A 26,273-nucleotide genomic window follows, 5' to 3' on the forward strand; every position below is an offset into this window, starting at 1 on the left:
TTGATTCAGGCTAGCGTGCGCTGGAAATACGTCGAAGCGTTGATCCGCATCAACTTTACGCGCCATTTGCGTGGCCGTTCGTCTGCCGAGCGCTGCAGTTGATAAACATCAAGTTCGGCAGTCGCTGATGGCCGATGATCGAAGCACGCTTGCAAACCGTAGAGGTGTGCCATGGACAACCCGCAAAGACTCCTGCTTCTCGCGTCCCCCCTGATGCGCCGTACCCCGGTCTACGACCGCGCCGCAGCGCTGGCCAAGGCCAAGGGCATGGCGTTGCACATCGTTGCCTTCGACTACCTCGAGGGGCTCGCCACGGCGGGCCTGGTCAATGACCAGGCTCTGGCGGTCATGCGTGACGGGTACGTTCAGCAGCACCGTGAGTGGCTGGAAACCCAGGCGCTGTCGATGCGGCGCAATGGTGTGACGGTTACCACCGAAGTGGTGTGGGTGCAGCATCCGCTGGATGAGGTCCTGGTACACCTGCGCGAGCAGCCGTTCGCCATGCTGATCAAGGCATTCGAGCATGAACCCTGGTGGATGCGCGCCATGTTCACGTCGCTGGACATCCAGCTGTTGCGGGAAACCCGCATACCCCTGCACCTGGTACACAAGGCCAGCAATGCGTTGCCGCGCAAGATACTCGCGGCCGTGGACCTGTCCCGCCCCGAAGACCAGTATGAGGGGTTCAACGACCAGATCATCAGCGAAGCGCTGAAACTGGCGCTGCAATGCAATGCCCAGATCGAATTGTTGTACGTCTACGACCTGGGCTCCATGTATCTGGACGCGGGAGGCAGCCGGGAACACTCGTTCCTGTTCGATTCGAACCTTGCCCAGACGCTTCACGACGTTCAGAGCAATGCCTTCCAGACGCTTGCCGAGCGCAACGGGATCGCCATCGAGCATCGCCATATGCGAGTAGGGGACCCAGCCAAGGTCCTGGCGCTGTTCATGGAGCACAACGATATCGATGTGTTGGTCATGGGCAGCTATCACCACCGTGGCATTGGCTGGTTCATCGGCAGCACCGCGGAGCGGGTGATGCATCGGTTGAGCAGCAGCGTGCTGGTGATTTCGCCCGAGCGTTCCCAGGGCTGAGATGCAAGGCCCGAAGGGGCAATGCCAGTCAATTGGTAGTGCATCGGGCTGGGAAGTGCACGCCGTGGCATTTGCATCACCTGGCCGAGCGCCGCCCGCGAACACCGGCAAAGCCGGTGCCATCCACCGCGCTGGATTCTTCGCGGGCAAGCCCGCTCCTACACAGGTACTGTGCAGGCTTCGGGCTCACGCTACCCGTGTAGGAGCGGCTTTAGCCGCGAACACCGGCAAAGCCGGTGCCATCCATCGCGTTGGATTCTTCGCGGGCAAGCCCGCTCCTGCACAGGTACTGCGCAGGCTTCGGGCTCACGCTATCCGTGTAGGAGCGGCTTTAGCCGCGAACACCGGCAAAGCCGGTGCCATCCATCGCGTTGGATTCTTCGCGGGCAAGCCCGCTCCTACACAGATACTGCGCAGGCTTTGGGCTCACGCCTGTGGGAGCGGCTTTAGCCGCGCGGGCAGCGCTCGATTTGCGCACTCCCTCTTTCAGGTGCGCAGGTCAAGTTCGTGAAGAATCTCACTGACATCGCCACCCAGGTAGCGTGAGGTGAACCCCAGCGCCTTGGTCAGCCGGTGCATGGCGTAGTTGTTCGCCAGGTCCCTGGAGGTCATGCAGTGATAGCCATTGCGCCTGGCGGCTGCGATCAGGTGTTGCAGCAGTAGCTTGCCCAGCCCCTTGCGTTGCCAATCTTCGCTCACTGCCACCGCGCATTCGCAATGCTGGCTGCCGGGCACCCCGGCATAGCGGCTGATCCCGACCTGCCGCAGCTGGCCGTCTTGATGGGCAAGCGCCACATAGGCCATGCGTTGTTGATAATCCACCGGCATCAGCTGCACATCCAGGTTCGGTAAGCCGCCACTGAGCCCGGCGATGAAGCGGAAGCGCCGGGCCTCATAGGCGATCGTGCTCAGGAAGCGCTTGTCCCTCTCGTGGTCTTCCTCACGCAGCGGGCGGATCAGTACCGCAGAGCCGTCCGCAAGGTTCTCTATCCAATGCTCGCCCGCGCTTGGCTGTTCAGTTCGCTGCCCGTTCATGTCGCCTCCCGATTACCCGGTCGATGCTATATGCAGCCGTTTTACCGTGGCGGGCCGGTTCGATTCTGACAATCGTCAAGTTCATGCACGGATGGCGGTTTTCTGATCTGCATCAAGCGGCAAGGGGCCGGACTTCCGAAGATCGTCTACATCATCACGCCCACCGCGCAAGCCTGGAGGCTCACCATGGGGCAATATCGACAACTGCTGGTGCTACTCACCGACGCCGATCGGCATTCGGCTGCCCTGCGCAGGGCCCTTGCCCTGGCGCATGTCAGCGGTGCCAGCGTGCATGTGCTGGGGGTGTTCGAACCTTCGGAGGAACACCTTCTGCGCGAAGAACGGCTGAACGAGGCCGATATCAAGCGCCAGTTCGCGCAATACCGCGAGCGGCTCGCGGGACTACTCGAGCGGCATCGCGGCAACGGCATCTCGCTGACGGTCGATAGCCTGAGTGCAGACGACATTCGCCGCCAGGCCATCGACTACATCAGCGAACTGCAGCCAGATATGGTCATCAAGGACAGCGAAGTGGTACCGGCCCTGACGCGACTGTTCGGTACACCACTGGATTGTGCGCTGATGCGCGGGTTCAACGGGGTCACGCACTTCGTGCCAGCGACGGCGGTGGCGTTGCCCAAGCGCATCCTGGTCGCCGTGGACACCTCACCCAGCGATGCTCCAGGCGCCCAGGCGCTGTTCAATCGCGGGCTTGTTCGGACTGCGCAAGCGCTGGCGCTGCAATGCGACGGGCAACTGCATTTGCTCTCGGCCTACAGCCTGAGCGGGATGTTCGCCGCGGACATGAACGTCAGCCAGGCATGCATCGATGAGATGCGTGACGCCCTCCAGGCGCCTTTCGATGCCTTGGCAGAGGCCGAAGGCGTACCGCTCGATTGCCGGCATTTCGAGGAAGGTGGCCCGGTGCAGGTGCTTCGTCAGCAGGTGGCGGCGCTGGACATTGACGTAGTGGTCATGGGCGTCGTGCAGCTCAAGGGGCTGAACAAGCTGCTGGGCGATACTACCGAGCGCATCGTCAGCCGCCCGCCCTGCAGCGTCCTGACAGTACACCCCCATGTGATCGAAACCTGGGAGCCGCAGCCATGCAACTGACCTTCCTTGGCGGTACCGGCACCGTGACCGGCAGCAAGTTCCTGCTGACCCGTGATACTACCCGGGTATTGATCGACTGCGGGTTGTTCCAGGGTTACAAGCAACTGCGCCTGCGAAACTGGCAACCGTTGCCCGCGTCACTGCGTGCCCTCGATGCCGTGGTACTGACCCATGCCCATCTTGACCACAGTGGGTACCTTCCGGTACTGGCACGGGAAGGCTACGCAGGGCCGATCTATGCAACCCCGGCGACCTGTGCCCTGGCCGAGATCCTCCTGCTCGACAGCGCCCGGTTGCAGGAAGAGCAGGCTGCACATGCCAATCGGCATGGCTATTCCAAGCATTCGCCTGCATGTCCGCTTTATACCGAAGAGGATGCAAAACGGGCGCTGGCGCTGTTTCGCCCTGTGGAGTTGCATCGCACTACGCCGATTGCAGCGGGCATGGACCTGCTGATGCGCACGGCCGGGCACATACTGGGTGCCGCGACGGTACAGATCAGGGCCGATGGCCAGACCTTGCTTTTTTCGGGCGACCTGGGGCGTCCGCAAGATCCGATCATGCGCGCGCCTGAACTGGTCGGCACGGCGGATGTGCTGCTGGTGGAGTCCACCTATGGAGATCGCACGCACCCTGTAGAACTGCCTGAGCAGTTTCTGGCCCGGGTCATCAACCAGACACTCCTGCGCCATGGCATCACCTTGGTGCCATCCTTCGCCGTAGGCCGTGCCCAGCTATTGATGTACTACCTGTACAAGCTCAAGCGCGACGGGTTGATACCGGACATTCCGGTCTACCTCAACAGCCCGATGGCCACCGATGCCACCACCCTCTACCAGCGGTTCAGCAGTGAGCATCGCCTGACACAGGCGGAATGCGCTGCGATGTGCAGGGGCACGCATATCATCCGCTCGGTCGATGAATCCAGGCACCTGGACCAGTTGCGTGAGCCGGCGGTGATCATCGCCGCCAGTGGCATGGCGACCGGTGGGCGGGTATTGCACCACCTCAAGGCGCTGGCACCCAACCCACGTAACAGCATCCTTTTTTCCGGCTTTCAGGCTGGCGGCACACGCGGTGCCGATATAGTCGCCGGTGCGCGTAGTGTGCGCCTGCATGGCGAAGATGTGCCCATCCGGGCGCAGGTGCATGCCATGGAGAACCTTTCTGCACACGCCGATGCCGATGAAATCATGGAGTGGTTGCGCGGGTTCACCCGACCGCCACGTCAGACCTATGTCATTCATGGCGAACCACACGCAGCCGACACCTTGCGGCGGCGGATCAGCATTGAACTCGGTTGGCAGGTTTGCGTACCTGAGTATCAGGAAACCGTGGCCATAGACGCTGTACGCTAGGGTGGGACGTAGATCGAGCGCCGCGCGGGCGGCGCTCGATCTGACAGGCGCTGACACATTCTCCAAACACCGCTCAGGTCAGCGCGAGGCGATGAATGACCTGGGCTGGGTCATCCGGGTCGGTGGCCGTGGTGAACCCTGCCGCCTTGGCCAGGTCGCGCATCGCCTGGTTGGCTGCGGAGTCGATCGAATACATCTGCCGGAAGCCCTTGGCCCGTGCATGGTCGGTCAAGTGCTTGAGGAGCAAGCGGCCAAGGCCATGATGCTGCCAGCTGTCGAGGACCGTGACAGCACATTCGCACTCATCCTTGCCCGCGCACGCGGCGTAACGGGAAATACCCACCTCCTGCAGTTCACCATCCACATGGGCAAGGGCGACGAAGGCAGCCTGTCGGTCCTGATCGACCGTCATCAGTTGGTCGAGCATCGCCTCACCCGGTTCCTTCAGTTGGCACAGGAAGCGAAAGTGCCGCGACTCTGGTGACAGGCGCTCGATGAAGGCCTTTTCGCGCTGTCGATCCTTGGCCTGCAAGGGCCTGATCAGTACATGAGTGCCATTATCGAGTGCTTCGATCCAATGCTCACCCGAAGGCACTGGAAACGAGGGAGCGGCGCTTTGGTGGGTCGTATCGGCGGGAGCCATGGCAGTTTCCTCACATATCGCAACGGAGAATGGAGGTTCAGTTTCAGCGCGCAGCCCCTGGCTGACTTGATAGTTGTCAATTGCTCGGTTTCTTCAGTAATCCAGCCACTCCAGTTCACCAATCAGCTTTTTGCCGGTGATACGCGTCAACACGAAGGTCATCACTTCGATATTGTTGTCGAAGGAACCATGGGATGACGGTATCTGTTGCCCATTGCGTGTGGTGCGAACCCAGGGCGATTTCCAGATACGCAAGCGGTCAGGTTTCGTTGGCCAGTTTGCCTGCCACTTCTGTACAGCGTGCAGGGTGTTTGCATCCCACTGGTCTTTGTCGTTGGCGTAAAGCGGGTCCAGGGCCCGAGCCATGCCCAGCAAGGGCTGTTTGCGAACGTCTTCCAGTGCTCGCGATACCAGGTAAAGCAGTGACTTGCCATACGCGGGTAAGCTCGGTGTCGGCAAACCGTCCGATTTCTCGTTTTCGTCGCTGAGCACATCCAGCCACACCTGATCCAGACCGAGCACACCTCTGGCATGAGCATTCAGGTAATGCTCGATGGCAAAGCCGGATGAACAGGCTGCAGCGAACAACTCGCAGCTCTGAACCTTCAACGGGCGGGCAGGGTTGCTGCCAAGAACGTCCAGTAGATGGCCAAGGAGTATCGACCCGGCGGAATGGCCAACGAAGTGCAGTTCCAGCTTGGCGCCCTGGGCCTGCAAGGATTCGGACAGTGCCAGCAGCGCTTGCGCCACCAGGGCCAGGCCGTGCCCGGGCCGAGTGCTGTCGCGAGCGTTGCTGCGCATTTGTGACCAGATGCCGGTGCCCAGTACATGTGCCAGCGCCTCTATGGCGCGGTCCTTGGCCTCCTCGAACACATCGCCCAGGCCAGTCGCTCGGTCTGTGTCTGCCCCAAACAGTTTGTGCAGCCAGTCTTCCGCCATGCCGGCGAGGGTTTCGCCGGGGCCAGTCTTCCAGGTGATGAACAGCGGGTATACGCCGTTGGCGAGAAAATACGGCGCAAGGACACGAATCCGCTGTATTGACTCGTCTTCATTGTTGAGCCCGCCATGTGCGTAAATCATTAGCCGAAGGGTTTTCTGTTGCGCTTGTGTCTTGAGCCAGTCGAGTGGCCGCTGCTCGACGATCTCTTGCACAAGGCCCGCGCGATCCAGCGGGCTACGGGTGAAGTCGGTAGGTACGATCTCGCCGTCATTGCCGGTGACCAAGGTGAGCTCATAGGCGCGCCGTGTCGTTATCGGTTGATAGCGTGGCTCGTTGAACGGATGGTCGAATGGCCATGGATCATGCGCGGGATTGGCCGCGACCCGAGCCGAGCGGTCGAGGCTGGTGAGAGACCGTCCCGAGCCTACGCGAAACGCCGAAGCGGCCTGCTCATGCAAGGCCGAAGCCGCGCCCTTGAGCGTATCTGGTATGGCCAGCGCCAGAGGGACACCGAGCGCACAAGCCCAGGCATCAGTGCCGTGGACCACCCAGTCCTCATACGGCAGCACTGCGAACCCAGAGCAGCCCCAGCGCTTGCCCCAAGAGTTCTGCACGACGAAGCCACGCTGGTCATAGCCAACCAGGGCGAATGCATGCCGGCCGAGCAGGCCGGGGTGCCGGGGCGCAGGAATGACCGGCAGATGTTCGTGGCCTTTGGGTATTGGCGCAGTGCGTTTACGCATCAGGGTGTCCCAGCCATCATGGACGCTGGCGGACACATAGATGGCGCCAATGTTCAGAATGGCTGCCTGCAAGTCAACGACCGACTTGCGCTCGATTCGATAGTAGACACCCAGGGGCCTGCGCGGTGCATCGGTGTCCCAGCCAGGCAGCGGCCTGATGAATGCGTTGATGGAAAACGGCCAGAGCGTTTCGCTGCATACGCCGTGCTTGTGCCATCCCTTGAGGGCGCCACGGCAGCTTGACCCTTCGTAGTCGTCGCCAGGCCATTCATCGTAGCGCCGGGCCAACTCGTAGAGCATCCTCGGGCTGACCGGTTCGAACCTGCCGCCGTCCTCACCGAGCTCCAGGTGCTGTAGCCACAGCAGGTAGTTGACCACACCGGCAAGCCCAAAGCCGGTACAGGCGCCCTCGGACCCCTGGTTCAGAACCAGACCATGGGCCACATAGCCCTTGATGGCGTCTGTCAGGTTGGCTTGCAGGGGCCAACACGGTGGCAGGGAGCGTAGCGGCGGGGTGTAGAGCAGGTCGCGAAAATCCAGGCGGTCGGGACGAGCATCCAGCAGTCGGCCGGCGATCGGCGTGTGGCTGGTTGGCGCGGCGGGTTGTGGCGGGTCTTTGATTGCAGGTTTGGATCTCGCCGGGTTGACCGCGCTGCTTTTAGCCTTGCCCATGGCAACTGCTCCGTGATGAAACCCATTTGAGTATGGGCAGGAAAGCAGCGAGTGCCAGTGTGGGAGGGCGATTCAAGACGCTATCGAACGGTGGGGCCCCCGCCTCCGGTGAAGGAGGCGGGGGGACCCGCTACTGGACCACTACCTGCGCCGTGCGCACGGTCCCAAGCGACGAGCGGATCGTGGCTGTCGGGTTGGCGCTTGGCACTACTGTCGTCGTAGTGACCGACATCCGCCAGCGGCCGTTGGCCGGTACATTGGTGCTGCCCAACGTTACCGGGCCTGCGGGGGTGGTCACTTCAACGGTGATGGTATTGCCGGTCACGGACGAGGTGGTTCCGGACAGGTCCCAAGTGAAGCGGTTGTTGGAGCGTGCCGTTACCTGGGCGCTGGCCACCACCAGGTTCTCCTGAGTCGCCAAGGGGGTGACTTGCACAGTGACGGTAGCCGGTGCCGACAGCGCACCCTGGGCATCCCTGGCCTGGTAGGTAAAGGTGGCGGTGAAGGGCGCGGTGATGGTTTGCGGTGCGGTGTAGGTCACCACCGTGCCGTCGGTGCTGACACTGCCCTGGCCCGGCGCCGGTTGGGTCAGGTTGACCACGCTCAAGGGCGTGTTGCCATCGACATCGGTGTCGTTGTTCAACACGTTGAGCGTGAGCGTTCCGCCTTGGCTGGCACCGCTGTCGTTGGTGGCGACCGGTGCCTGGTTCGGGCTCACGTTGACCGTGACCACTGCCGGGTCCGACGTCAGGCCTTTGCTGTCGCGGGCGATGTAACTGAAGGTCGCCTGCAGCGGGACATTGGTCGTCGGTGGTGTGTAGGTCAGGCTGGTGGTGCCGTTGAGTGCCACCGTCCCCTGGCCGGCCGCCGGGGGCACGAAGCTGTCGATGGTCAGCGGCAGGTTGTCGTCGGGGTCGCTGTCATTGGCCAGGACGTTGAGGGTGATCGGCACGCCCGAGCTGGTGCTGGCGGTATCGGCCACGGCCACGGGCTTCTGGTTCTCGGCCGGGGGCTCGGCGATACCTGCGACGGCCACTGGCTCGCTGTCCACCCCACCGGCAGCCGACTTCACTGTCACGCTTTCCGGCGGTTGCGCCAGGTCCTGCACCACCAGCGTCCCGTTTGCTGGCAGAGGGCCGAACCCTTGGGCGACAAGGCTTGGGTTGAGCACTTTGTCGCTGGAGCTTGCGCTGATGGTCAGGCGCTGATTGGCCGCATCGTATCGGGCGGTACTGACTTTCACCACATCGACTGGCGTACGGGATACCGAGGTCGGTTTGTTCGCACCGCCCAGTTCGCTGGCGGTCAACACCACCACTGATGGCGGGGCGGCGGGTGTCGCGAAGCTGGTGTAGAAGTAGCCGTTGTTGTCGGTCAGCAGATTCGCGTTGGGCAGGCACGGTCCCGGTGGCGTCCCAGTGGGGGCCAAGGTGTCGCGGTAGCATATTGTCGAAGCGGCTGGCTCCTCTGCCTGTGTACTTGGGTTGGTACGCAGCGAGTCGGCGAATATTTCGACGCGCGAGCCATTGCTGTCACGCTGGTAGGTGATGCGCTCCACCTCTACTGGCGTCTGGGTGCGGTCGTCGAAGATCTTGCCGGAGAGGGTGAACACATTGGTGCGTAGCGTGCCCGCCGGGCCGGAAATCTCCAGATAGTTCTGCGGGTTGCCCTGGGCGTCCAGGACCGGGCTGCCGAGCACCAGGTCATCGATATTCGGATCACCGATGTACTTTTCCTCCAGTTGGGTTTCCGGGTTGGTCTCGGTGAAGTAGCGGGCGATCTCCATGCCCGCTTCGTTGGTCAGGCTATGGGGAGCCGTTGCGCTATACAGGAACGGCCCAAGTGCGCCCTGCAAGGCGCCCGCATAGTTGAGCGTGGCGATGCCGATATCGCTGGTGTCGTTGATTGCCCGCCGCCCGGTCGTGGTCATTACGTACACCTTGGTGCCATACGGATGGCGTACGGTGTACATGCCCGTCGTGGGAACTGCGGCACGGATACGGATGCGGGCGAAGTTGTGTTGTTCCCCATCGATGATCTCGCCTTCGCCGGCCACCGCTTCCAGCCCGGCGACGTACTGCTCGACGCCGAAGGTCCTGTCACCGACTTCTGCTTCGGCGATGAACCAGAAGCTTTCGCCTGGCCAGTTGTTGGGGTAGATGATGGGGTCGGCGGGATTGAAGCCGCCCTCGGCGGGAATGGTGCACATGTAGCCGGGGGCGGCTGCGGTGCCCGGTGCGCGGGAGCTGACGGTCTTGGACGTGCAGAGCTCCAGCTTCACGTTGTTGAAGTCCTGGTACCACATGGGGAATCGGCCGGTGGCGAGGGTGTAGGGCCCCCGGTCGAAATCCTGCAGGGCGGCGTAGGCAGCCCCGTGCATGGCGATGGTCAGGCTCAGCGTGTTGAACATGAAACGTGGCCACTTGTTCATGAAACCTCCTGGCGCTTGCTCCGAATTCGTAGGGGTCATTGGACGATGACCACTTCTTCTGTATCGCTACCGCCGTTCGCCGATGTCACCCGGATGGTCGCCGGTGGAATGGCCCCCACGGTCGGTGACATGGACTTGTCGGCACCGCCGGAGAGCTCACCGATCAGTGCACCACTCTTGCCGGCGTAGGCGGTCATGTTTGGAGGTGCGGTACGGTCGCTGGTCGAAGCCTCGATGGTCAGTCGACCGGTGCTGCGGCTGTATTCGGCGCGGCGGATGGTGACCAGGTCGGTCAGTGGCACTGACACGGTGGTCGGTGGTAGAGCGGTGGGGATTGCCAGATGGTTGTCGGCGGTCACTTGCAAGGTTTTCGGTAGCGACGGGTTGACGGTCGACTGGCCATACCAGCTACCGGTCGAATTGGCTTCGGTCATGGTCACGGCAACCCCGGCGCTGTCGAGGAAGTTGACCGTACCGGGAGGTGGAGGGGCCATGGTGAAGACATCCTGATGCGCGACCACACTACCGGACGAATTTTCCCGCGTGTAGGTGGCCCGCTGGACCAGGGCGGGGGCCGGGAGATCCACGGCGGAGAGCTTGCCGGAAACGGCGAATACGTCGTTGCGGATATCGATGCCGTTGGGCCCCTGGATACGCAGGTAGTTGGTATTGAAGGGGCTGCCGGTAACTTGCTCCTCGATATTCGGGTCGCCGATGTATTTCTCTAGCTGGCCGGTTTCTGGGTTGGTCTCGGTATAGGGGCCATTGAGGCTACGCAGGAAAGGTCCGATGTCACCCTTCAGCGCGCCGGTATAGTCACCGGCCGGGCCGATGCCGATATCGCGGGTCATGTTGATTGCCCGGTCGCCGCCGGTGTCGGCGAACTCCTCTGGCGTGACGTTGAACACGTCGACGCCATACGGGTGGGTGACCGTATAGACGCCGGCAACGGGAACATCCACACGGATGCGAATACGGGCGAAGCTCAGTTGGTGGCCGTCGGCGATCTCGCCGTTGAAGGCTGCTTCGATGGCTGCGACATAGGTCAGGTCGATGCCCCTGGCGGCGTCGGTGATTTCGCCGTCCGCGGCGAACCAGAAGGTTTCATCGGGATAGTTGGTCGGGAAGACGATGGGGGCGGTGTCGTCGAATACCCCCGGTTCCGGGTTGAGGACGCACATATAGGCAGGTGCCCCAGGTGTGGGGGCAACGCGGGAGCTGACGGCCTTGCTCAGGCACAGGTCCAGCGTTCGGCCATGGGTGTCCTGGTACCAGGCGGCATAGCCAGTCTTGTTGCCGCTATCGAGCGGGTAGGGGCGTTCTCCGGGGGTACCCGGGTCCACGGCATAGAGTGCTGCCTGCGGCGCCCCGCCACCGATTGACGCAAGCAGGATCGAGCTTGCCAGTAGGGTCAATCTGTTATGCATGGTTCAGTCCTCTGGAAATGACACCGGCTGGGGGTCGAACGGTGCTGAGACGGCATAAGCAAAAACTGTGTCAGTTCACTCTTGATATTGCTGAACCCCTTGTGGTTAGGGGCTTTGAGCTAGAAATGGGGGGCTGAAACGACACCCCGATTGGGGATTGGCTCTCTTGGAGTGGGGAATTGGGTGAGGAATTGGGTGAGGAATTGGGGGCGCAAATGCCCCACCCGAATAGAGGAGTCATCTTAACCATTTGAATTTAAATACAATTTATTGTGGCTTGGGGTTTGCTTGGCTAGAGGCCAACCACGGTGTTGCTGACCTGGAGGCCAACATGATCTGCGCGCACTTGAATGCTCGACTCGACTTCGATGGCATCCGTCTCTGGTTGAAGAGGCCGGTCAGGGTGGCCTTGCTCACAGGCGTGTGGCTCGGCGGTGGCGAGATAGCCGAGGCAGCGGTGCAATGCCAGCGCACCCTGGTGGCCAATATCGTGGCCATGGACCAGCCGCTGATGTTCAACCGGCTTGGCGCGCACAACCCCAACGGCATGATGTACGCCCTGCGGGGCGATGTGGTCGATAACAATGGGGTATTGATCAGCCAAGGGGGGAATGCGGCACCCGGGCAGGTCACCTTGCGTCCGGACAAACGGCCGCGGCCACTGGTATTGCGCGTCGCCGCCGGCGATTGCCTGCAGGTCAATCTGCAGAACCTGCTGGCGTTCCAGGCCAACCCCAATGGCCAGGACAACGACCATGAGAACGCTGCCAATGGTGAGCTGCACGTCGACGCCCAGGTTGCCGACCGCCATGTGGGGTTCCAGGTCAACGGCCTGCAAGCGTTTGGCTCGATCAACGATATCGCCGCCAACAGTGGGCGCAATGACAACACGTTGCTGGCCCCAGGGCAAAGTCGAACCTACACCCTGTATGCCGAACGCGAAGGCACTTTCGCGGCGACCAGCTACGGTGCCACGTTCGGTAGCGAGGGCTCTTCCGGCAACGTCGGCAACGGCCTGTTCGCCCAGGTGGTGGTGCTGCCCAAAGGTGGGCGGGCCTATCACAATACCGTGACCGAAGAGGACATGCGCCTGGCGACACGCGGGCGCACACCCGCCGGCCAGCCGATCATCGACTACGAGGCGCGCTACCCAGTGCGCGCGCCCTGGATTGCGGAAGGCAAGGCCGGCAAACCGATCCTCAACATGGTCGATGGCAGCGAAATCATTGCCGGCAATGCCGATGCGCTGGTCATGGGGCCCAATGCCGATGGCAGTTTCCCGCCCTCGACCTATCCACTGGAGAGCCATGGCAAGCGCAACCCGAGTCTGCCCAACCGCCTGGAACCGTTCCGCGATTTTGCCGCGGCATTCCACGATCAGTCGGCGGTGATTCAAGCATTTCCAGGGTTCTGGGGCGACCTGGTGTTCGGCCAGGTGCTCGACCCGACCCGCGATGCCTTCATGGTCAACTACGGTTCAGGTGGCATGGGTGCCGAGGTCATCGCCAACCGCGTGGGTGTCGGGCCGATGCATGACTGTCTGTCCTGCGCCTACGAAGAGTTTTTCCTCAGTGCGCATACCACCGGCGATATCGCGATGCTGGTGGACGTGCCGGCCAACACCGGCCTGGAGCTGCTGGGGCCTGGCCAGGTGCCGCCCGCGCAGAGCGTCGGCATCAAGGCAAGCATGGCGCTGTATCCGGCCGAGCCCTCCAACGTTGCCCACAGCTACCTGGGCGACGCGGTGAAGTTTCGCAATATCAGCGTGGGCTACGAGCAGCATGTCTTCCACCTCCACGGGCACCAGTGGCTGTTCAACCCCAATGACGATAACTCCGACTACATGGACGCCCAGGGTGTAGGGCCAGGTTCGGGGTACACCTACGAGATCGCCAACGGAGGCTCCGGCAATCGCAACCGGGTGGTTGGCGATGCGATCTACCATTGCCATTTCTACCCGCACTTCGCCCAAGGCATGTGGGCGATGTGGCGTATCCATGATGTGTTCGAGGAAGGCACGCGCCTGGCGGTGACCCAGGAGGGTAGCGACGGCTTCCACGCCGAGCCGTTCGCCCTGCGCAGCGGTTTGCCGGCCCAGGGCGCCCGGGCCTTGCCTGATGGCGAGATCGTCGCCGGTACGCCGATCCCGGCGATCGTGCCCTTGCCGGGCAAGGCCCTGCCACCGATGCCGGGCAAAGTGGTGGTGGTGCCGAAACTCAGTGGTGAAACGCTGGCGGCAGGTCAAGAGCCGGGCGATGACAGTCAAGCGGCGAACGGGCTGCGGGCTGTCGGGTCCCTGGCCCTGGTCGACCGCAGCGAAGCCAACCGCAACGTCGATGGCAGCCTGAAGAACCCCGGTTATCCATTCTGGATCGGCGGCGTGGAAAGCACCGTCGGCCAACGCCCACCCACGCCACCGCTGGACATGCTCGATGCACAAACGGCCACGGCCTTGCGCGACAGCGGCAAGGCATTGTGGGCGGCGCTGGACCCTGCCCAGGCCGGAGGCTGGGATGGCGGCCTGCCACGTCACGCCCTGGACGGCTGGGCGGCAGGCGGCGAGGCGCAGGTGACCACCAGTGTGCTGGACATGAGCAAGACGCTGGAACGCGCCAAACCGGTGTATTTCCCGGAGGAGGGCACCGAGGTCGAACAGGCGGCCATGGCTTTCCATGCCAAGCCCGAACATCCCAGCTACGCGGTGCTGCCCAGTGGCCAGTTGCAGCCACGCAGCTTCCTCACCAACGGGGCGCCCCCGGTGGCCGGCGCGCCATTTTTCGAGCCGTGCATGGACGATCGGCAAAAGCGTCTGACTCGTAGCGCCGGGGCAGGTGTCTACAACAGTGGCGAGCGCCTGGATGCCCAGACGTTCAGCGGTGCTTCACCGTTCAGTGCCGACCACCCGCGCGTCTACAAAGGTGCCAACATCCAGTTCGACGCGGTCTTCAACAAGGTCGGCTACCACTTCCCGCAAACCCGCATCCTTACCCTGTGGGAAGATGCGTGGCCGGTGATCAACAAACAGCGCCCGCCTGAGCCCCTGGTGATGCGCATGAACACCTTCGACTGCACCCAGTACCAGCACACCAACCTGGTGCCTTCGGTCTATGAGCTGGATGACTACCAGGTACGCACGCCCACCGACGTCATTGGCCAGCATATCCACTTGCCCAAGTGGGACCTGACCTCCGCCGACGGTTCGGCCAACGGCTGGAACTATGAGGATGGCGTGCTATCGCCGGGCACCGTGGTCGAGCGCATCCATGCCATTCGCCGTTTCAACGGCTGTAGCGAGGGCGACCCACGTGAAGGCACCGCGGACTGCCCGGTAGCCAAGTCGCACCCTTACTTCGGGCAGTTCCAGCGGCCCGACTGGCTTGGGGCACGCACTACGCTGCAACGCTGGTTCGCCGACCCGGTGTTGAACGTGCACAACATCGATCGTGGCCTGGGCAATATCTTCACCCATGACCACCTTGGCCCTTCGACCCACCAGCAGGTGGGCATGTATGCCACGGTGCTCGCCGAGCCGGCCGGCTCTAGTTGGTTCCACGCCGAAACCGGAGAGCCCTTGTACAACGGCAGCGGGCGCCAGGACGGTGGTCCGACGTCCTGGCAGGCCGTGATCGCCACCGGTGACCGCGATGGCGACAACAAGGACGACAGTTTCCGCGAGTTCTTCCTTGAGTTCAGCGACTTCCAGCATGCCTATGAAGCCGGTGTCTACGTTGGCGCCGGCCCCGATGGCAGGCCCGATGCGGGGGCCTACCCAGCCACGCCGGACAGCTTCCGCTATGCCATCAACCCGCCAGCGAGAAAGGCGGCGGCCAACTTGCTGGAGTCTGTCCTGGAGGTGGGCGACGGGCAATTGCTGACCTGCCCGACGCGGCCCTGCCCACAAGCGATCTCGGCCTCGGACCCGGGTATCTTCGTCGTCAACTACCGGCATGAGCCGCTGGGCCTGCGCATCTACGACCCCAACAAGGTGGCACCGGACGGCAAGCCCGGCATGCAGGCCGACGGTTTGGCGGGGGATCTCGCCTACGCCCTGCAAAGCCGCACCGACCGTGCGATCCCGGCGCTCAACCTGGCCCCCAGCGCCGTCACTGCGGCGACCGGCCCTACCGGCGGGGTCACGTTGCTGCCCAAACATATCAACCGCGGTGACATGCCGGGCGATCCGTTCACCCCCATGCTGCGTACCTATACCGGCGACAACGTGCGCCTGCGGGTCAATGCCGGGGGGCATGAAGAGGAGCACAACGTGACGTTGCACGGCGTGAAATGGCTGCATTCGGGCAGTGGTTTCGGCAATAGCTCCAACACTGGCTGGAAGTCCTCGCAAATGGTGGCGATTTCCGAGCAGTTCGGTTTCATGGCGCCGGTGGCGATGCTGTCCAGTGCGGCCAGCGAGGCCGGTGACTATCTGTACTCCATGGATGCCTCCTTGGAGGGATACTGGAGCGGCCTGTGGGGCATCATGCGCAACTATTCCCAGCCCCGCGCCGACCTGTTCCCGCTGCCCAGCAACCCCAGGCCGGTGGTCGCCCGCAACACCACGAGCTTCAATGGCGTGTGCCCGCGCACCACTCCCAACCCCACTGGCATCGGTACCCGGCCGACGGTGCAGCGCAACTATGAGGTAGCCGCGGTACTGGCCAACGATGTTCTCGCCAACCCGCTGGGCCTGACTATCGGCGACCCGGCAGGTGTCGGCCAGCATGTTGGCGGACCGCTCGATCCGCTGGGCGGCACCTTGGTCTACAACCCAAGGCCGGTAAGTGTGCCGCTGGTGACGATCGTCGACCCTGAGGATGGCGAGACCTTCACCATTGGCGGTCAGGCCGGCCCGCTGCATGACCCAACCGCCATTCTCTACGTGCGCAAGGCGGACCTGGACCCTGTCACTGGCAAGCTCAAGGCCGGGGTACCGGTGGAGCCGCTGGTGCTGCGTGCCAACGCGGGGGATTGCATCAATATCACGCTGGAGAACCGCCTGCCGCTGGTGATGCCGGACCTGCCGAACTTTGCGGTGATGCAGGGGACGGTCAAGCGCGACCGCTACAGTGCGCAAGGCTCGACCACCTTCAACAACAACCTGATGCGCGCCTCCAGCCACGTTGGCCTGCACGCCCAATTGCTGGCTTACGATGTCACCAAGTCCGACGGCTTCAACGTCGGCAGCAACCTGGTGCAGACCGTGCCGCCACGGGTCGGCAACAGCGGCGCCTGGCCCAGCCGGACTTACCAGTACTACGCCGGCCATCTGCAGCGCGCCGGCCAGCCGAGCGCTTCGCAACTGGGCCGTAACGTCGACGTGATCGAGGCTACTCCCATCGAGTTCGGTGGCCTCAACCTGATGCCGGCCGACCCGATCAAGCAACCGCAAAAAGGCCTGGTGGCGGCCATGTCGGTGCTGCCAGCGGCGGCGACCTGGCAGGAGGATGGCGCATCCCGAGCGTCGGCAACGGTACAGCCGCGCGACGGTGCCAGCTATCGCGACTTCGCCATGGTCTGGCAGAAGTCTCTGAACATGCGCTGGGCCAGTGGCGCGCCAGTGGAAAACATGTCGTCCGAGGGGCCGGGGGTACCCAATGACCCCAAAGACAACTCGGACATGGCCATCAACTACAAGAGCGAGCCGCTGTGGTACCGCTTCGCCCGTGCGCCGGACACACCGTTCGGCCAGGTGGGCGGCAATGGCCTGGGCGCGGTTGCCAACGCCCACATGGCCTACAGCAATGCCCTGGTTGGCGGTGACCCGGTGACGCCGATACTGCGGGTCAAGCCTGGGCAGCCGTTCCGCACCCATGTGCTGATGCCCTCGGGGGGCAGCCGTGGCGCAACCTTCCAGCTGGACGGGCATGTCTGGGCATTCAACCCCTTCCAGGCAGAGCGCGTGGACCTCTACGGCTTTCCACTGAAAGATGCCGGGATCGGCTCGGTACGTTTCGGCTACAACCCCCTGGCCATGTATATCGGCTCTCAGGAAAGCGTACTGCCGGCTGCGCATTTCAGCTTCATGTTCCCCAGCGCCGGCGGCGCCAACGCGGTACCTGGCGACTATCTGTACCGGGACTATGCGGCCTTCGGCAACTTGGGGGGGATGTGGGGGCTGCTGCGGGTCAGTGATGAGCCTGTGCCGACAGTGGCGCAATAGCGGGGTAACCGGGCAAGGAGGGCGACAGGATGGAACGCAGAGGCAAAGCGTACTTGCTGGTGGCACCAGCGTTGCTGGCCGTGCTGGTCGGAGCAGGGCTGTACTTCGAGACGCGTGGTTCACAGCAGGACGCCATGGTGCCCCCGGTTGCCGAAACGGTAGCGTCGAGTGAACGCCAGCGGGTGGTCCGCGATGGTGTTGTGATTGAGTTCGAAGCCTTGCCGGTGAGCGGCGATGGACCATTGGTCGAGGGTAGTCTGGCCGATGTTCGCTTTCACATCCGCGATGCGGCCAGCGGCCAGCCCCTCAGCGGGGCAGCGCCCGGTGCCTGGCTGGACCCGGCGCAAGCGGCCGTCGGCGGTGATGACCGCCAGCTGGGGTGCAAGGCGCGCATCGGTGTGTACCTCAAAGGCGTGATGGGCGCGCGGCCGTTACTGGATCTCAACAGCTATTACCTGTTGCTGTTGAACCAGGACCCGAGCATCACGGTGATCGACCCGTCCATCTCTGTTGGCGGTATCACCAGCACCCTGAGCCGCATCCCGCTCAAGCGATCGCCCATGGACTGGGCGGTCAGCGCCAAGGACAAACGTCTGTATGTGTCGCTGCCCGATGCCGGGGAAATCGCCGTGGTCGATACCGACAGTTTCCGGGTACTTCAGTATGTGGCGGCAGGGCGCCAGCCGGTGCGGGTGGCACTGCAACCGGACGGCCGCTATCTGTGGGTCGGCAACGACGACAGCGATGGCAGCAGCAGCGGGGTGACGGTCATCGATACGCAAACCCGGGAGCGCGTTTTCAGCTACCCGTCGGGGCAGGGCTTTCACGAAATCAGCTTCAGCGACGATTCGCAGCGTGCATTCGTAACCAACCGCGACAGCGGCACGCTGAGCGTGTTCGACATCGCCAACTTGCGTCATGTGAGTGATATCGCCACAGGTCCACAACCGCTGTCGGCAGCCTATTCAGCGCTGGCCCAGGCCGTGTACGTGAGCGACGGCAAGGCCGGTACCGTCAGTGTCATCGATGCCCGCAACTTGGCGATACGCAAGGTGATCGAAGTGAGCCAGGGGGTGGGGCCGATGCGTTTCACCCCGGACGGGCGCTTCGGTTTGGTCCTCAACACTGCGCAGGACCGGCTGTTGGTGATCGATTCGAGCAATGACCAACCTGTGCATGAGTTGCAGGTCACTCCCGAGCCTTATCAACTCACCTTCACCCGGGCGTTCGCCTATGTGCGTGGCCTGGCGTCTTCCCAGGTAAGCATGATCAACCTGTCCTCGCTGGGGGCGGGCAAGCAGCCGATTGTCCAGTCCTTCGAGGCGGGCCCGGCAGCCCCCAAGCTGGCCGGCAACCTGCCGTTGGCAGACAGCTTGGCCCCGGCGCGGGACGAGGCGGCGGTGTTCGTGGTCAACCCGGTCGACAACACGGCTTATTACTACATGGAAGGGATGAACGCACCGATGTCCGGCTACCTCAATCGTGGCCATACCGCACGCGCAGCCACGGTGGTCGATCGTAGCCTGCGTGAGGTGCAACCGGGCGTTTTCGGTGGGCGGATCAAGCTGCCGGCGGCGGGGGCGTTCGACATGGCGTTCATGCTCAACCAGCCGCAGGTAGCACATTGCTTCACTGTCGACGTGCGGGAGACCCCCTCGCTGACCAGGTCCCGCGCGGCTGCGCAGGTGCAGTTCATGTTCGATGCAGCCACCGTGACCGCGAGTAGCGAGCCGATAATGGCGCGGTTTCGCGTGCTTGAAGGCGGTACCGGCACACCTTGGCGTGGCCTTCAGGATCTGCAGGTCCGTTATTACCAGGTGCCTTCTTCCTGGCAGGCCACCGTGGCGGCCCGAGAGGTCGAAGAAGGCATCTACGAAGCGCCGTTGCAGCTCGAGCGCGCAGGTGCCTATTACCTGCAAGTGCGCTCGACCTCGGCACGGCTGGGCGGCAATGGGCAGAGCTTTGCCAGCTTGCGTGCATTGCCGTCGCCGCAGCCCTGAACAAGGCCTTCGCAGCCCTGGAGACGGCGCACGCCTGAGCTGATCGTGGAGTCAGTGCATCGCGCCAGCGAGGAGCGCCAACAGGGCGTTGGCGTCCAGCTTGGCGCTGACCTCACCGCCCTCCAGCAGGCTGTCGGCCAGGTCTCGTTTGCGCGCATGCAGGGCGACGATCTGTTCCTCGATGGTGTTCTCGGCTACCAGCCGGTAAATGGTCACCGGGCGCTGCTGGCCAATGCGGTAGGCACGGTCACTGGCCTGATCTTCCACCGCTGGGTTCCACCAGGGATCGAGGTGGATCACATAGTCGGCGCTGGTGAGGTTCAGGCCACTGCCGCCAGCCTTCAGGCTGATGAGGAAGACTTCACCTGCTCCAGCCTGGAAGGCATTGACTCGGCTTTCCCGATCCTTGGCGGGTACGCTGCCATCGAGGTACTGGTAGGCGATGCCTTTTTCAGCGAGCCAGCCACGGACGATGCTCAGGTGATCGACGTACTGGCTGAAAACCAAGGCTTTGTGGCCATTGTCCAAAAGCTCTTCAACGATGGCAGTAAAGGCCTGGAATTTGCTGCCTGGCAGGGCCGATTCCGGCACTACCAGTGTCGGGTGGCAGCAGAACCGGCGCAGACGAGTGATTTCGGTCAATATCTGAAAAGACTTGCCTGCTCCGGGAGACAAGTCGGAGACATTATTTACCGCTTGCTGGCGAAGGGCTTCGTAGAGGTGAGCCTCCTCGTCGGAAAGCGGTACTTTGTAGGTGATCTCTGTGCGTGCGGGCAGTTCGTCGAGGACCTGGCTTTTGAGGCGGCGCAGGATAAAGGGCTGGATGAGTGCTTTCAGAGCCCGTCGGGCTGCTGCATCGCCCTGTTCGATGGGGGTGGCGAAACGGCTGTTGAAACTTTCCTGGTTACCGAGCAGGCCCGGATTGATGAAGCGGAACAAGTTCCACAGCTCGCCCAAGTGATTTTCCAGTGGGGTGCCGGTGGCGACCACGCGGAAATTGGACTGCAAGGCCATTACGGCTTGGGAGCGCTTGGTCTGGGCATTCTTGATCGCCTGGGCTTCGTCCAGCACGACGCTGTTCCAGCAACGGGCGGCGAAGGCTGCACTGTCCTGTTGCAACAGGCCATAGCTGGTGATGACCAGGTCGCCGGGGCCGAGGTCGGCCAGATTGCGCTCTTGCTGGTACAGATGCAGTTTCAGTTGCGGGGCGAAACGCCGGCTTTCAGCCTGCCAGTTGAGGGTTACCGAAGTCGGCGCCACCACCAATTGCGGGCCGTCGGCGGCGCGCTGCAGCAGCAGGGCCAGTATCTGTACTGTCTTGCCCAGGCCCATGTCGTCGGCCAGGCAGGCACCGACACCCCATTGAGCCAGGCGTGCCAACCAGATGAAACCCTCATGCTGGTAGGCGCGCAGGTCTGCCTGCAGGGTGCGGGGTAGCTGAGGTTGGTAAGTGCGCATCGACTGCAGTTTTTCGAGGTGCATGCGCCAGCTTTCATCGGCATTGAACTCGCCCACCTCTGTGGCCAACTCGGCCAGCAGCGGTGTGGTCAACGGGCTGAGGCGAAGGCCTTGGTCGGTGACCCGGTCAGCCAGATGCGCCAGTTCATCCAGGCGTTTGCGCAAACTCTTGTCCAGTGCCAGCCAGTCGCGCTCGTTGAGCTTGAGGAAGCGTCCCGGGCTGGCCTTGAGCAGTTGCAGAAGCTGGCGCAGCTGCAGCACCTTGCCGTCATCGAGTGCGACTTCACCTTGCAGGACGAACCACTCGCCCTGTTTGCGCAGGCCCACCTTGAGTTCGTTCAACTGCAGGCGGCCTTTTATGCGCAAGCGTTCGCCTTCTGGCCAGACGCAGTGCAGCTGGTCGCCATCCAGTGCATGCAGTTCGCCGAGTACCTGCAAAGCATCCTGGGGCTGATCCAGTTGCCATTCCTGGCCATCGCTGCTGGCGTTGGCCAGGCCGGGGCAGGCCTGCAGCACCTGTTGCAGTGCCTGGCGTTCGCCCTCCAGGTCGCGGCACACCTGCAATGGCTTGCCGTTGCGCTCGCCGAGTACGTTTTGCGCGCCTTGGCCTGGGCGAAACCAACTGCTCTCGGCCAATGGGCGCACCAGCAGCTGCAAGCGAAAACCCTCGGCAAGTGGCAACAAATGGGCGTACAGGCGCGTATCGGCAAGTTCTTGCTCGAGGTGCACCGCAAGTTCGGGCAGGTCCGAATGGACGGGCAGCAGCGGGGCGATGGCAGCGATGGCTTCGATCAGTTGCGCCTTGCCCGATTGCGGTACGCGCAGGCCGTCGCCGATGATCTTGGCGATCTGCCGCAGATCGCCGTTGACCGGGTATATCTGCAGACGGGTCGGCGTTTGCCGGTGCAGGTAGTAGGTGTCGTCGGTGACGATACCCTGTGGCTCGAGGTGCAGATGAATCTGCCCCTCCTGCGTCTGAAGGTGCAGGCTGACTTGGCCTGTCTGGAGCTCGATACGTGTGTCAGGGGCGTCGTGCCAGAACAACGCCGGATGGCCGACCAACCTGGGCAGGGCCACGCCGAGAGGCAATTCGTACTCGGCGGAATAGAAGTACTTACTGGCCTGGATCACGCTGATCACCTGGTGATCTTGCTCGCAAAGGAAGTCCAGGCTGTCGCCTTCTTCCATCAGCCGTTTGAGCGCCACCGGGCGGCCTTTGCTCCACTGCCCCTTGGCGCCAAGCTTCTGCTCACGTGGCTCAAGCTGGTTGGAGAAGTGATTGAGATCCAACAGCCACGCCAGGCGGGTGCTCTTCTTGCCAGTCGGGCCGCTCTGCGCAGTCGCCGGCCTGAGCTGACTCAGTGCGCTGAGTGCATGCTGCCAGGCTTCCTGGCGCTGATGCTGCGCAACCAGTGGTTTGAGACCTTCGTCGTGATGCAGATCGTGAAGCTGCCGTGGCACGCCGAACTGCACCGCGATCAGGGCGTCGAATTCCGCCGCCAGCCAGTGGTAACCCAACCGATCGAGCTCACCCCGGTAATCTTCCAGGCTTGTGCGCCAATCAGGCTCGCGCGCGAAAGGGGCATCCAGCCAGTACAGTGCCAGGGAAAGCAGCAGGCCATCCAGGCCATTGAGCTCGTTCGATCGCAAGTACGAAAGTTCTGGCTTGTTGCCTTGCAATCGCTCGAACACCTGATAGAGCGCCGGGTAGGCCCTGCCGTAGTTCTGCTTTTCGCCCAGGGCCAGTGCCTGCTTGAGCGCGGCGCGGTGCTGGCTGTCGTTTTCAGCGATGAGCGCCAGGCAATACAGTGCATTGAGCAGCGGTGGCAGGTCGATCTTGCGCTTTTTGGTCTGTCTGCGCTGTTCGGTAAGCCAAGCCCGCAACAGTTGCAGGGCCTCGTGGGGTTGGCCGCGCAGCATCGACTGCAGGCTCTGGGTGGTCAGCGGGTCCTGCCCGCCGTAGTGCTGCAGCGCTTTCCAGTCGCCGCGCCAGAGTGCCTGCAGCAGCAATTGCTGGCCCAGCTTTGGGGACGGCCTGAGCGCCATCTCGTGCTGGGCCAATGCATAGCTGCCAGCGACCGGCCCCAGCAGGCTGTTGTTCAAGCGCAGGTGATCCTCCAGCAGCAGCCGACGCACCGTCTCGTCCAGTTGGCCGATCACTTCCAGGCCGGTCGCGTCGGACTGCAGCAGTTGCATGGGGTGCTGGGCGAGCCATTCGCTCACCGGCAGTAGCCTGCTCGACAGGTGCAGCCACTGCTGCAATCGCTCGCTGTCACCGCTGAGCAAGCTCAGCCAGAGTTCTTGCAGTGCTCGGGGTTTGCCAGGGACTTGCCATTCTCCAAGCGCAGGCAGACTGGCGTTGATCTGCTGCAATCGCAGGCTACCGGCGGTTGTGCCCAGCAGGCTTAGCAATACGCTGTTACGACCGTGTGCAGCCAGGACGAAATATTGCCCTTCGTTGCGCCGCTCAACTTCGACCCAGCCTTGGCTTTGAAGCCTCTCCAGCAAACCGGGCAAGGTGCTGACGTCAAGCAGATTACCGTCGTGGTCACGGATACCCATGATCCGCAGCAGTTTGAGCAGCGACGTTTTACCTTTGCCAGGGAACGACGTTGCCAGTGCATGGAGCACGGCCTGGCAATGGTCAGGCAGAGAATCGGGGCGAAGGGACATCCAGGACCTCGGTGGTACGGTTATGGCGTGGGGGCGGGTGCCATGGTTCAAGTTATCTTGTGGCCGCCCATGTTCCTTATCCGGGGGCGGTTTGTCGAGCTTTGCAATGACAGACTGAGTTTCCTCTGTACCTGTCGTGCAGGCAGCCCACAAGCTGTTGCAGAGCCTTCTGGGAGGTGAGGTTGAGGGCTTTCGACGAGTTTGCCTCGATGCATTACAATAGGCACATGTGCCTACGAGGCTTTCCATGTACCCTAAAGACAAGCTCCTGTGGCTTATTGAGCAATCAGGCGTCACTCAAGCCCAAGCGGCTGAACTCATTGCCCAAGAAACCAAGCGTCCGTGTAGCGTACGTAGTGTACGAGCTTGGCTAGCGGCCTCAGATAAATCCAGCGCAAGGACATGCCCAGCCTGGGCGGTCATCGCATTGGAGAGTCGATTGCTTTTCCTCAAAATGATTGCTTGATGATAGGTATAAGCACCTTGTTGCCGGACAGCACCCAACGGTTTTGGGGGCATCCTATTGCGCCTATGGGTCGGCGCCTGAATGATTGGAGACACCGCCCATGCTTAAGAACCTGACGTTTGAAGGTGTTGGCCCTGCAGAGAGGCTCGCCATCGACTTCACACCGCGCCTGAATTTCCTGACCGGCGACAATGGTCTGGGAAAAAGTTTTGTTTTGGACATTGCCTGGTGGTCACTAACGCGTACTTGGCCCAGAGATGGCATAGCCACTCCGCGTAAGGGCGCCAGTCAGTCGAGCATCGCGTACTGCTATGAAGGAAGCACCGGCGAGTTTGCCTACAAAAGTAATTTTGACCATGAGTCCCAGCAATGGTCGGTCAAGCAGAGTCGTCCGGCGATTCCTGGGGTAGTGATCTATGCAGGTGTTGATGGCAGCTTCTCAGTGTGGGACCCGGCCCGTAACTACTGGAAGGGAGATCGGGGGGAGGCCGCAGCACCGAACCGTCCACGTAGCTTCGACTTTTCACCTGATGCGGTTTGGAATGGCTTGCTTTCCAGCGACGGTAAAACCCAACTCTGCAACGGGCTGATCAGTGATTGGGTTCTGTGGCAGGAAGGTAGCAAGCCCGCTTTCGATGATCTGGTCAAAGTGCTGGATGCTCTATCACCTTCTGGTGTGGAAAAAATGAAGCCAGGGCAGCCGATGCGTGTGGGCGATAGTGTTCGTGACATTCCCTCACTGCGCATGCCTTACGGACAAGATGTACCGTTGACTCAGGCTTCGGCTGGAATGCGTCGTATCGCGGCATTAGCTTACCTTCTGGTATGGACCTGGCGAGAGCATCAACTGGCTTACGAGCGTTATCGGGTTCAACCGGCCAGAGAGATCATCTTTCTCATTGATGAAATCGAGTGCCACCTGCATCCGGAATGGCAACGCCGTATTGTCCCAGCGCTGCTCAATGTCATGAATGCACTGACCGGCAGCCGTGAGGTACCTGTACAGCTATTGGCGGCGACTCACTCGCCGTTGGTGCTGGCTTCGGTCGAACCTGATTTTGACGGTTCGCGTGACTGCATCTGGGATTTCGATCTTGTCGGCACCGAAGTGCAGGCATCGCTCTATCCGTATTCGCGTAAAGGAGATGTGAATGCCTGGCTATCTTCCGAGGTTTTCAACCTGAAGGAGCCAAGTTCTGTAGCTGCCGAAGAGGCATTGGGGCGTGCCCGGACATTCTTGCGGGAAGTCAGCCTACAGAAGGAGCCTTTGACAGCTGAGCAGAAGAGCACACTCTGCGATATTGACTCGGCACTTCGGGGTAGCCTGAGTGATGTCGATTCTTTCTGGATTCGCTGGAGCCATTTTCGCGAGCAGCGGGTGGGCCACGGATGATTCGAGTCGAGCTGGTGGATGAGCCTGAGAGCTTTGATGAGACAGTAAGAAAACCAGGGCTTCGCGCCATTGCCGAACTGGTAGGTGAAGAGGGCTTGTCTGCGCGCAGAGGGCGGCCCAGGAAGGTAGTGGCGCCAACACGGGAAGATATTCCCGCTGACAAGTTTCCAGCTGTGTGGACCAATGCCCTGCCGGACTTGATGGAAGCATACGGCCGTCTCTGCGCTTACATCTGTATCTATATTGAGCGAGTCACAGGCGGTGGTTCAGTGGACCATATGCTACCCAAGTCTTGTTCATGGCAGGATGTATATGAGTGGAAGAACTACCGCTTGGCCTGCACTCTTATGAATGCCCGAAAGAACAACTATCAGGATGTGCTGGATCCTTTCGAGGTCGAGGATGGGTGGTTCCGTATTGAACTGGTCAGCTATCAGGTCATCCCCGGCGAAGGTCTTGACCCGATGACCAAGGCGCAAGTGCTCGCCACTATCGAGCGCCTGAAACTGAACGATCACGATTGTTTGAAAGTTCGTGAGGAATACGCAACAGCATTTTTCGATGGTGACATCAAATTGGACTATTTGCGGCGACGTGCGCCGTTTTTGGCTAGGGAGATAGAGGGGCGTGCTGATGAAAGGATACTGGGCGCCTAACACGTCG

Annotated in this window: 13 protein-coding genes; 7 read left to right on the plus strand and 6 right to left on the minus strand. The window is 62.1% G+C overall.

Annotated features, from left to right (window positions below):
• Nucleotides 1-171 precede the first annotated feature (171 nt).
• Nucleotides 172-1,098, plus strand: coding sequence for a universal stress protein (locus TZ03_RS00975; protein WP_051095140.1), 927 nt, complete (start codon nucleotides 172-174; stop codon nucleotides 1,096-1,098).
• 486 nt (nucleotides 1,099-1,584) lie between these two features.
• Here the strand turns inward: TZ03_RS00975 and TZ03_RS00980 are convergent, their stop codons facing one another.
• A complete protein-coding gene (locus TZ03_RS00980; protein WP_051095143.1) occupies nucleotides 1,585-2,133 on the minus strand; it encodes a GNAT family N-acetyltransferase in 549 nt (182 codons plus the stop codon).
• 186 nt (nucleotides 2,134-2,319) lie between these two features.
• Between TZ03_RS00980 and TZ03_RS00985 the strand changes: the two genes are divergently transcribed.
• Nucleotides 2,320-3,246, plus strand: a complete 927-nt coding sequence (locus tag TZ03_RS00985; RefSeq protein WP_051095145.1) for a universal stress protein — start codon at nucleotides 2,320-2,322, stop codon at nucleotides 3,244-3,246.
• Nucleotides 3,237-4,604, plus strand: coding sequence for an MBL fold metallo-hydrolase RNA specificity domain-containing protein (locus TZ03_RS00990; RefSeq protein ID WP_051095147.1), 1,368 nt, complete (start codon nucleotides 3,237-3,239; stop codon nucleotides 4,602-4,604). Before TZ03_RS00985 ends, TZ03_RS00990 begins: the two co-directional genes overlap by 10 nt.
• A gap of 73 nt (nucleotides 4,605-4,677) precedes the next feature.
• On the opposite strand, the gene TZ03_RS00995 is transcribed toward TZ03_RS00990, so the two are convergent.
• From TZ03_RS00995 to TZ03_RS01010, 4 genes are all read right to left on the minus strand, one after another.
• Nucleotides 4,678-5,247, minus strand: coding sequence for a GNAT family N-acetyltransferase (locus TZ03_RS00995; protein ID WP_051095148.1), 570 nt, complete (start codon nucleotides 5,245-5,247; stop codon nucleotides 4,678-4,680).
• Between the two features lie 93 nt (nucleotides 5,248-5,340).
• A complete protein-coding gene (locus TZ03_RS01000) occupies nucleotides 5,341-7,602 on the minus strand; it encodes a C1 family peptidase (protein ID WP_053388379.1) in 2,262 nt (753 codons plus the stop codon).
• 130 nt (nucleotides 7,603-7,732) lie between these two features.
• Nucleotides 7,733-10,033 (minus strand): Ig-like domain-containing protein, encoded by a 2,301-nt coding sequence (locus tag TZ03_RS01005; protein WP_051095149.1) that lies wholly within the window; start codon nucleotides 10,031-10,033, stop codon nucleotides 7,733-7,735.
• 35 nt (nucleotides 10,034-10,068) lie between these two features.
• Nucleotides 10,069-11,460 (minus strand): hypothetical protein, encoded by a 1,392-nt coding sequence (locus TZ03_RS01010; protein WP_051095150.1) that lies wholly within the window; start codon nucleotides 11,458-11,460, stop codon nucleotides 10,069-10,071.
• 331 nt (nucleotides 11,461-11,791) lie between these two features.
• Between TZ03_RS01010 and mnxG the strand changes: the two genes are divergently transcribed.
• Both mnxG and TZ03_RS01020 read left to right on the plus strand, forming a co-directional pair.
• Nucleotides 11,792-17,620 (plus strand): manganese-oxidizing multicopper oxidase MnxG, encoded by a 5,829-nt coding sequence (mnxG, locus tag TZ03_RS01015; protein ID WP_082056503.1) that lies wholly within the window; start codon nucleotides 11,792-11,794, stop codon nucleotides 17,618-17,620.
• 29 nt (nucleotides 17,621-17,649) lie between these two features.
• Complete coding sequence (locus TZ03_RS01020) at nucleotides 17,650-19,620, plus strand: cytochrome D1 (protein ID WP_053388380.1); 1,971 nt, start codon at nucleotides 17,650-17,652, stop codon at nucleotides 19,618-19,620.
• Between the two features lie 51 nt (nucleotides 19,621-19,671).
• Here the strand turns inward: TZ03_RS01020 and TZ03_RS01025 are convergent, their stop codons facing one another.
• Nucleotides 19,672-23,751: a DEAD/DEAH box helicase gene (locus TZ03_RS01025; RefSeq protein ID WP_051095151.1), complete on the minus strand. Its 4,080-nt coding sequence runs from the start codon at nucleotides 23,749-23,751 to the stop codon at nucleotides 19,672-19,674.
• A gap of 566 nt (nucleotides 23,752-24,317) precedes the next feature.
• Between TZ03_RS01025 and TZ03_RS01030 the strand changes: the two genes are divergently transcribed.
• Together TZ03_RS01030 and TZ03_RS01035 are read left to right on the plus strand one after the other, a co-directional pair.
• Nucleotides 24,318-25,610 carry an AAA family ATPase gene (locus tag TZ03_RS01030; protein WP_051095152.1) on the plus strand — a complete coding sequence of 431 codons (1,293 nt, stop codon included), beginning with the start codon at nucleotides 24,318-24,320 and terminating at the stop codon, nucleotides 25,608-25,610.
• Entirely contained in the window at nucleotides 25,607-26,266 is a 660-nt protein-coding gene (locus tag TZ03_RS01035; RefSeq protein ID WP_051095153.1) for a hypothetical protein, read from the plus strand. Before TZ03_RS01030 ends, TZ03_RS01035 begins: the two co-directional genes overlap by 4 nt.
• Nucleotides 26,267-26,273: the final 7 nt, after the last annotated feature.

This window comes from Pseudomonas sp. 10-1B (assembly GCF_000935045.1).
Classification (GTDB): domain Bacteria; phylum Pseudomonadota; class Gammaproteobacteria; order Pseudomonadales; family Pseudomonadaceae; genus Aquipseudomonas.

Bases quoted from the DNA above. Each gene is read 5' to 3' on its own strand.
- TZ03_RS01030 (WP_051095152.1), top strand. From the start codon at position 24,318: ATGCTTAAGAACCTGACGTTTGAAGGTGTTGGCCCTGCAGAGAGGCTC.
- TZ03_RS01020 (WP_053388380.1), top strand. From the start codon at position 17,650: ATGGAACGCAGAGGCAAAGCGTACTTGCTGGTGGCACCAGCGTTGCTG.
- TZ03_RS00990 (WP_051095147.1), top strand. From the start codon at position 3,237: ATGCAACTGACCTTCCTTGGCGGTACCGGCACCGTGACCGGCAGCAAG.
- TZ03_RS00995 (WP_051095148.1), bottom strand. From the start codon at position 5,247: ATGGCTCCCGCCGATACGACCCACCAAAGCGCCGCTCCCTCGTTTCCA.
- TZ03_RS00985 (WP_051095145.1), top strand. From the start codon at position 2,320: ATGGGGCAATATCGACAACTGCTGGTGCTACTCACCGACGCCGATCGG.
- TZ03_RS01025 (WP_051095151.1), bottom strand. From the start codon at position 23,751: ATGTCCCTTCGCCCCGATTCTCTGCCTGACCATTGCCAGGCCGTGCTC.
- TZ03_RS01005 (WP_051095149.1), bottom strand. From the start codon at position 10,033: ATGAACAAGTGGCCACGTTTCATGTTCAACACGCTGAGCCTGACCATC.
- TZ03_RS00975 (WP_051095140.1), top strand. From the start codon at position 172: ATGGACAACCCGCAAAGACTCCTGCTTCTCGCGTCCCCCCTGATGCGC.
- TZ03_RS00980 (WP_051095143.1), bottom strand. From the start codon at position 2,133: ATGAACGGGCAGCGAACTGAACAGCCAAGCGCGGGCGAGCATTGGATA.
- mnxG (WP_082056503.1), top strand. From the start codon at position 11,792: ATGATCTGCGCGCACTTGAATGCTCGACTCGACTTCGATGGCATCCGT.
- TZ03_RS01010 (WP_051095150.1), bottom strand. From the start codon at position 11,460: ATGCATAACAGATTGACCCTACTGGCAAGCTCGATCCTGCTTGCGTCA.
- TZ03_RS01000 (WP_053388379.1), bottom strand. From the start codon at position 7,602: ATGGGCAAGGCTAAAAGCAGCGCGGTCAACCCGGCGAGATCCAAACCT.
- TZ03_RS01035 (WP_051095153.1), top strand. From the start codon at position 25,607: ATGATTCGAGTCGAGCTGGTGGATGAGCCTGAGAGCTTTGATGAGACA.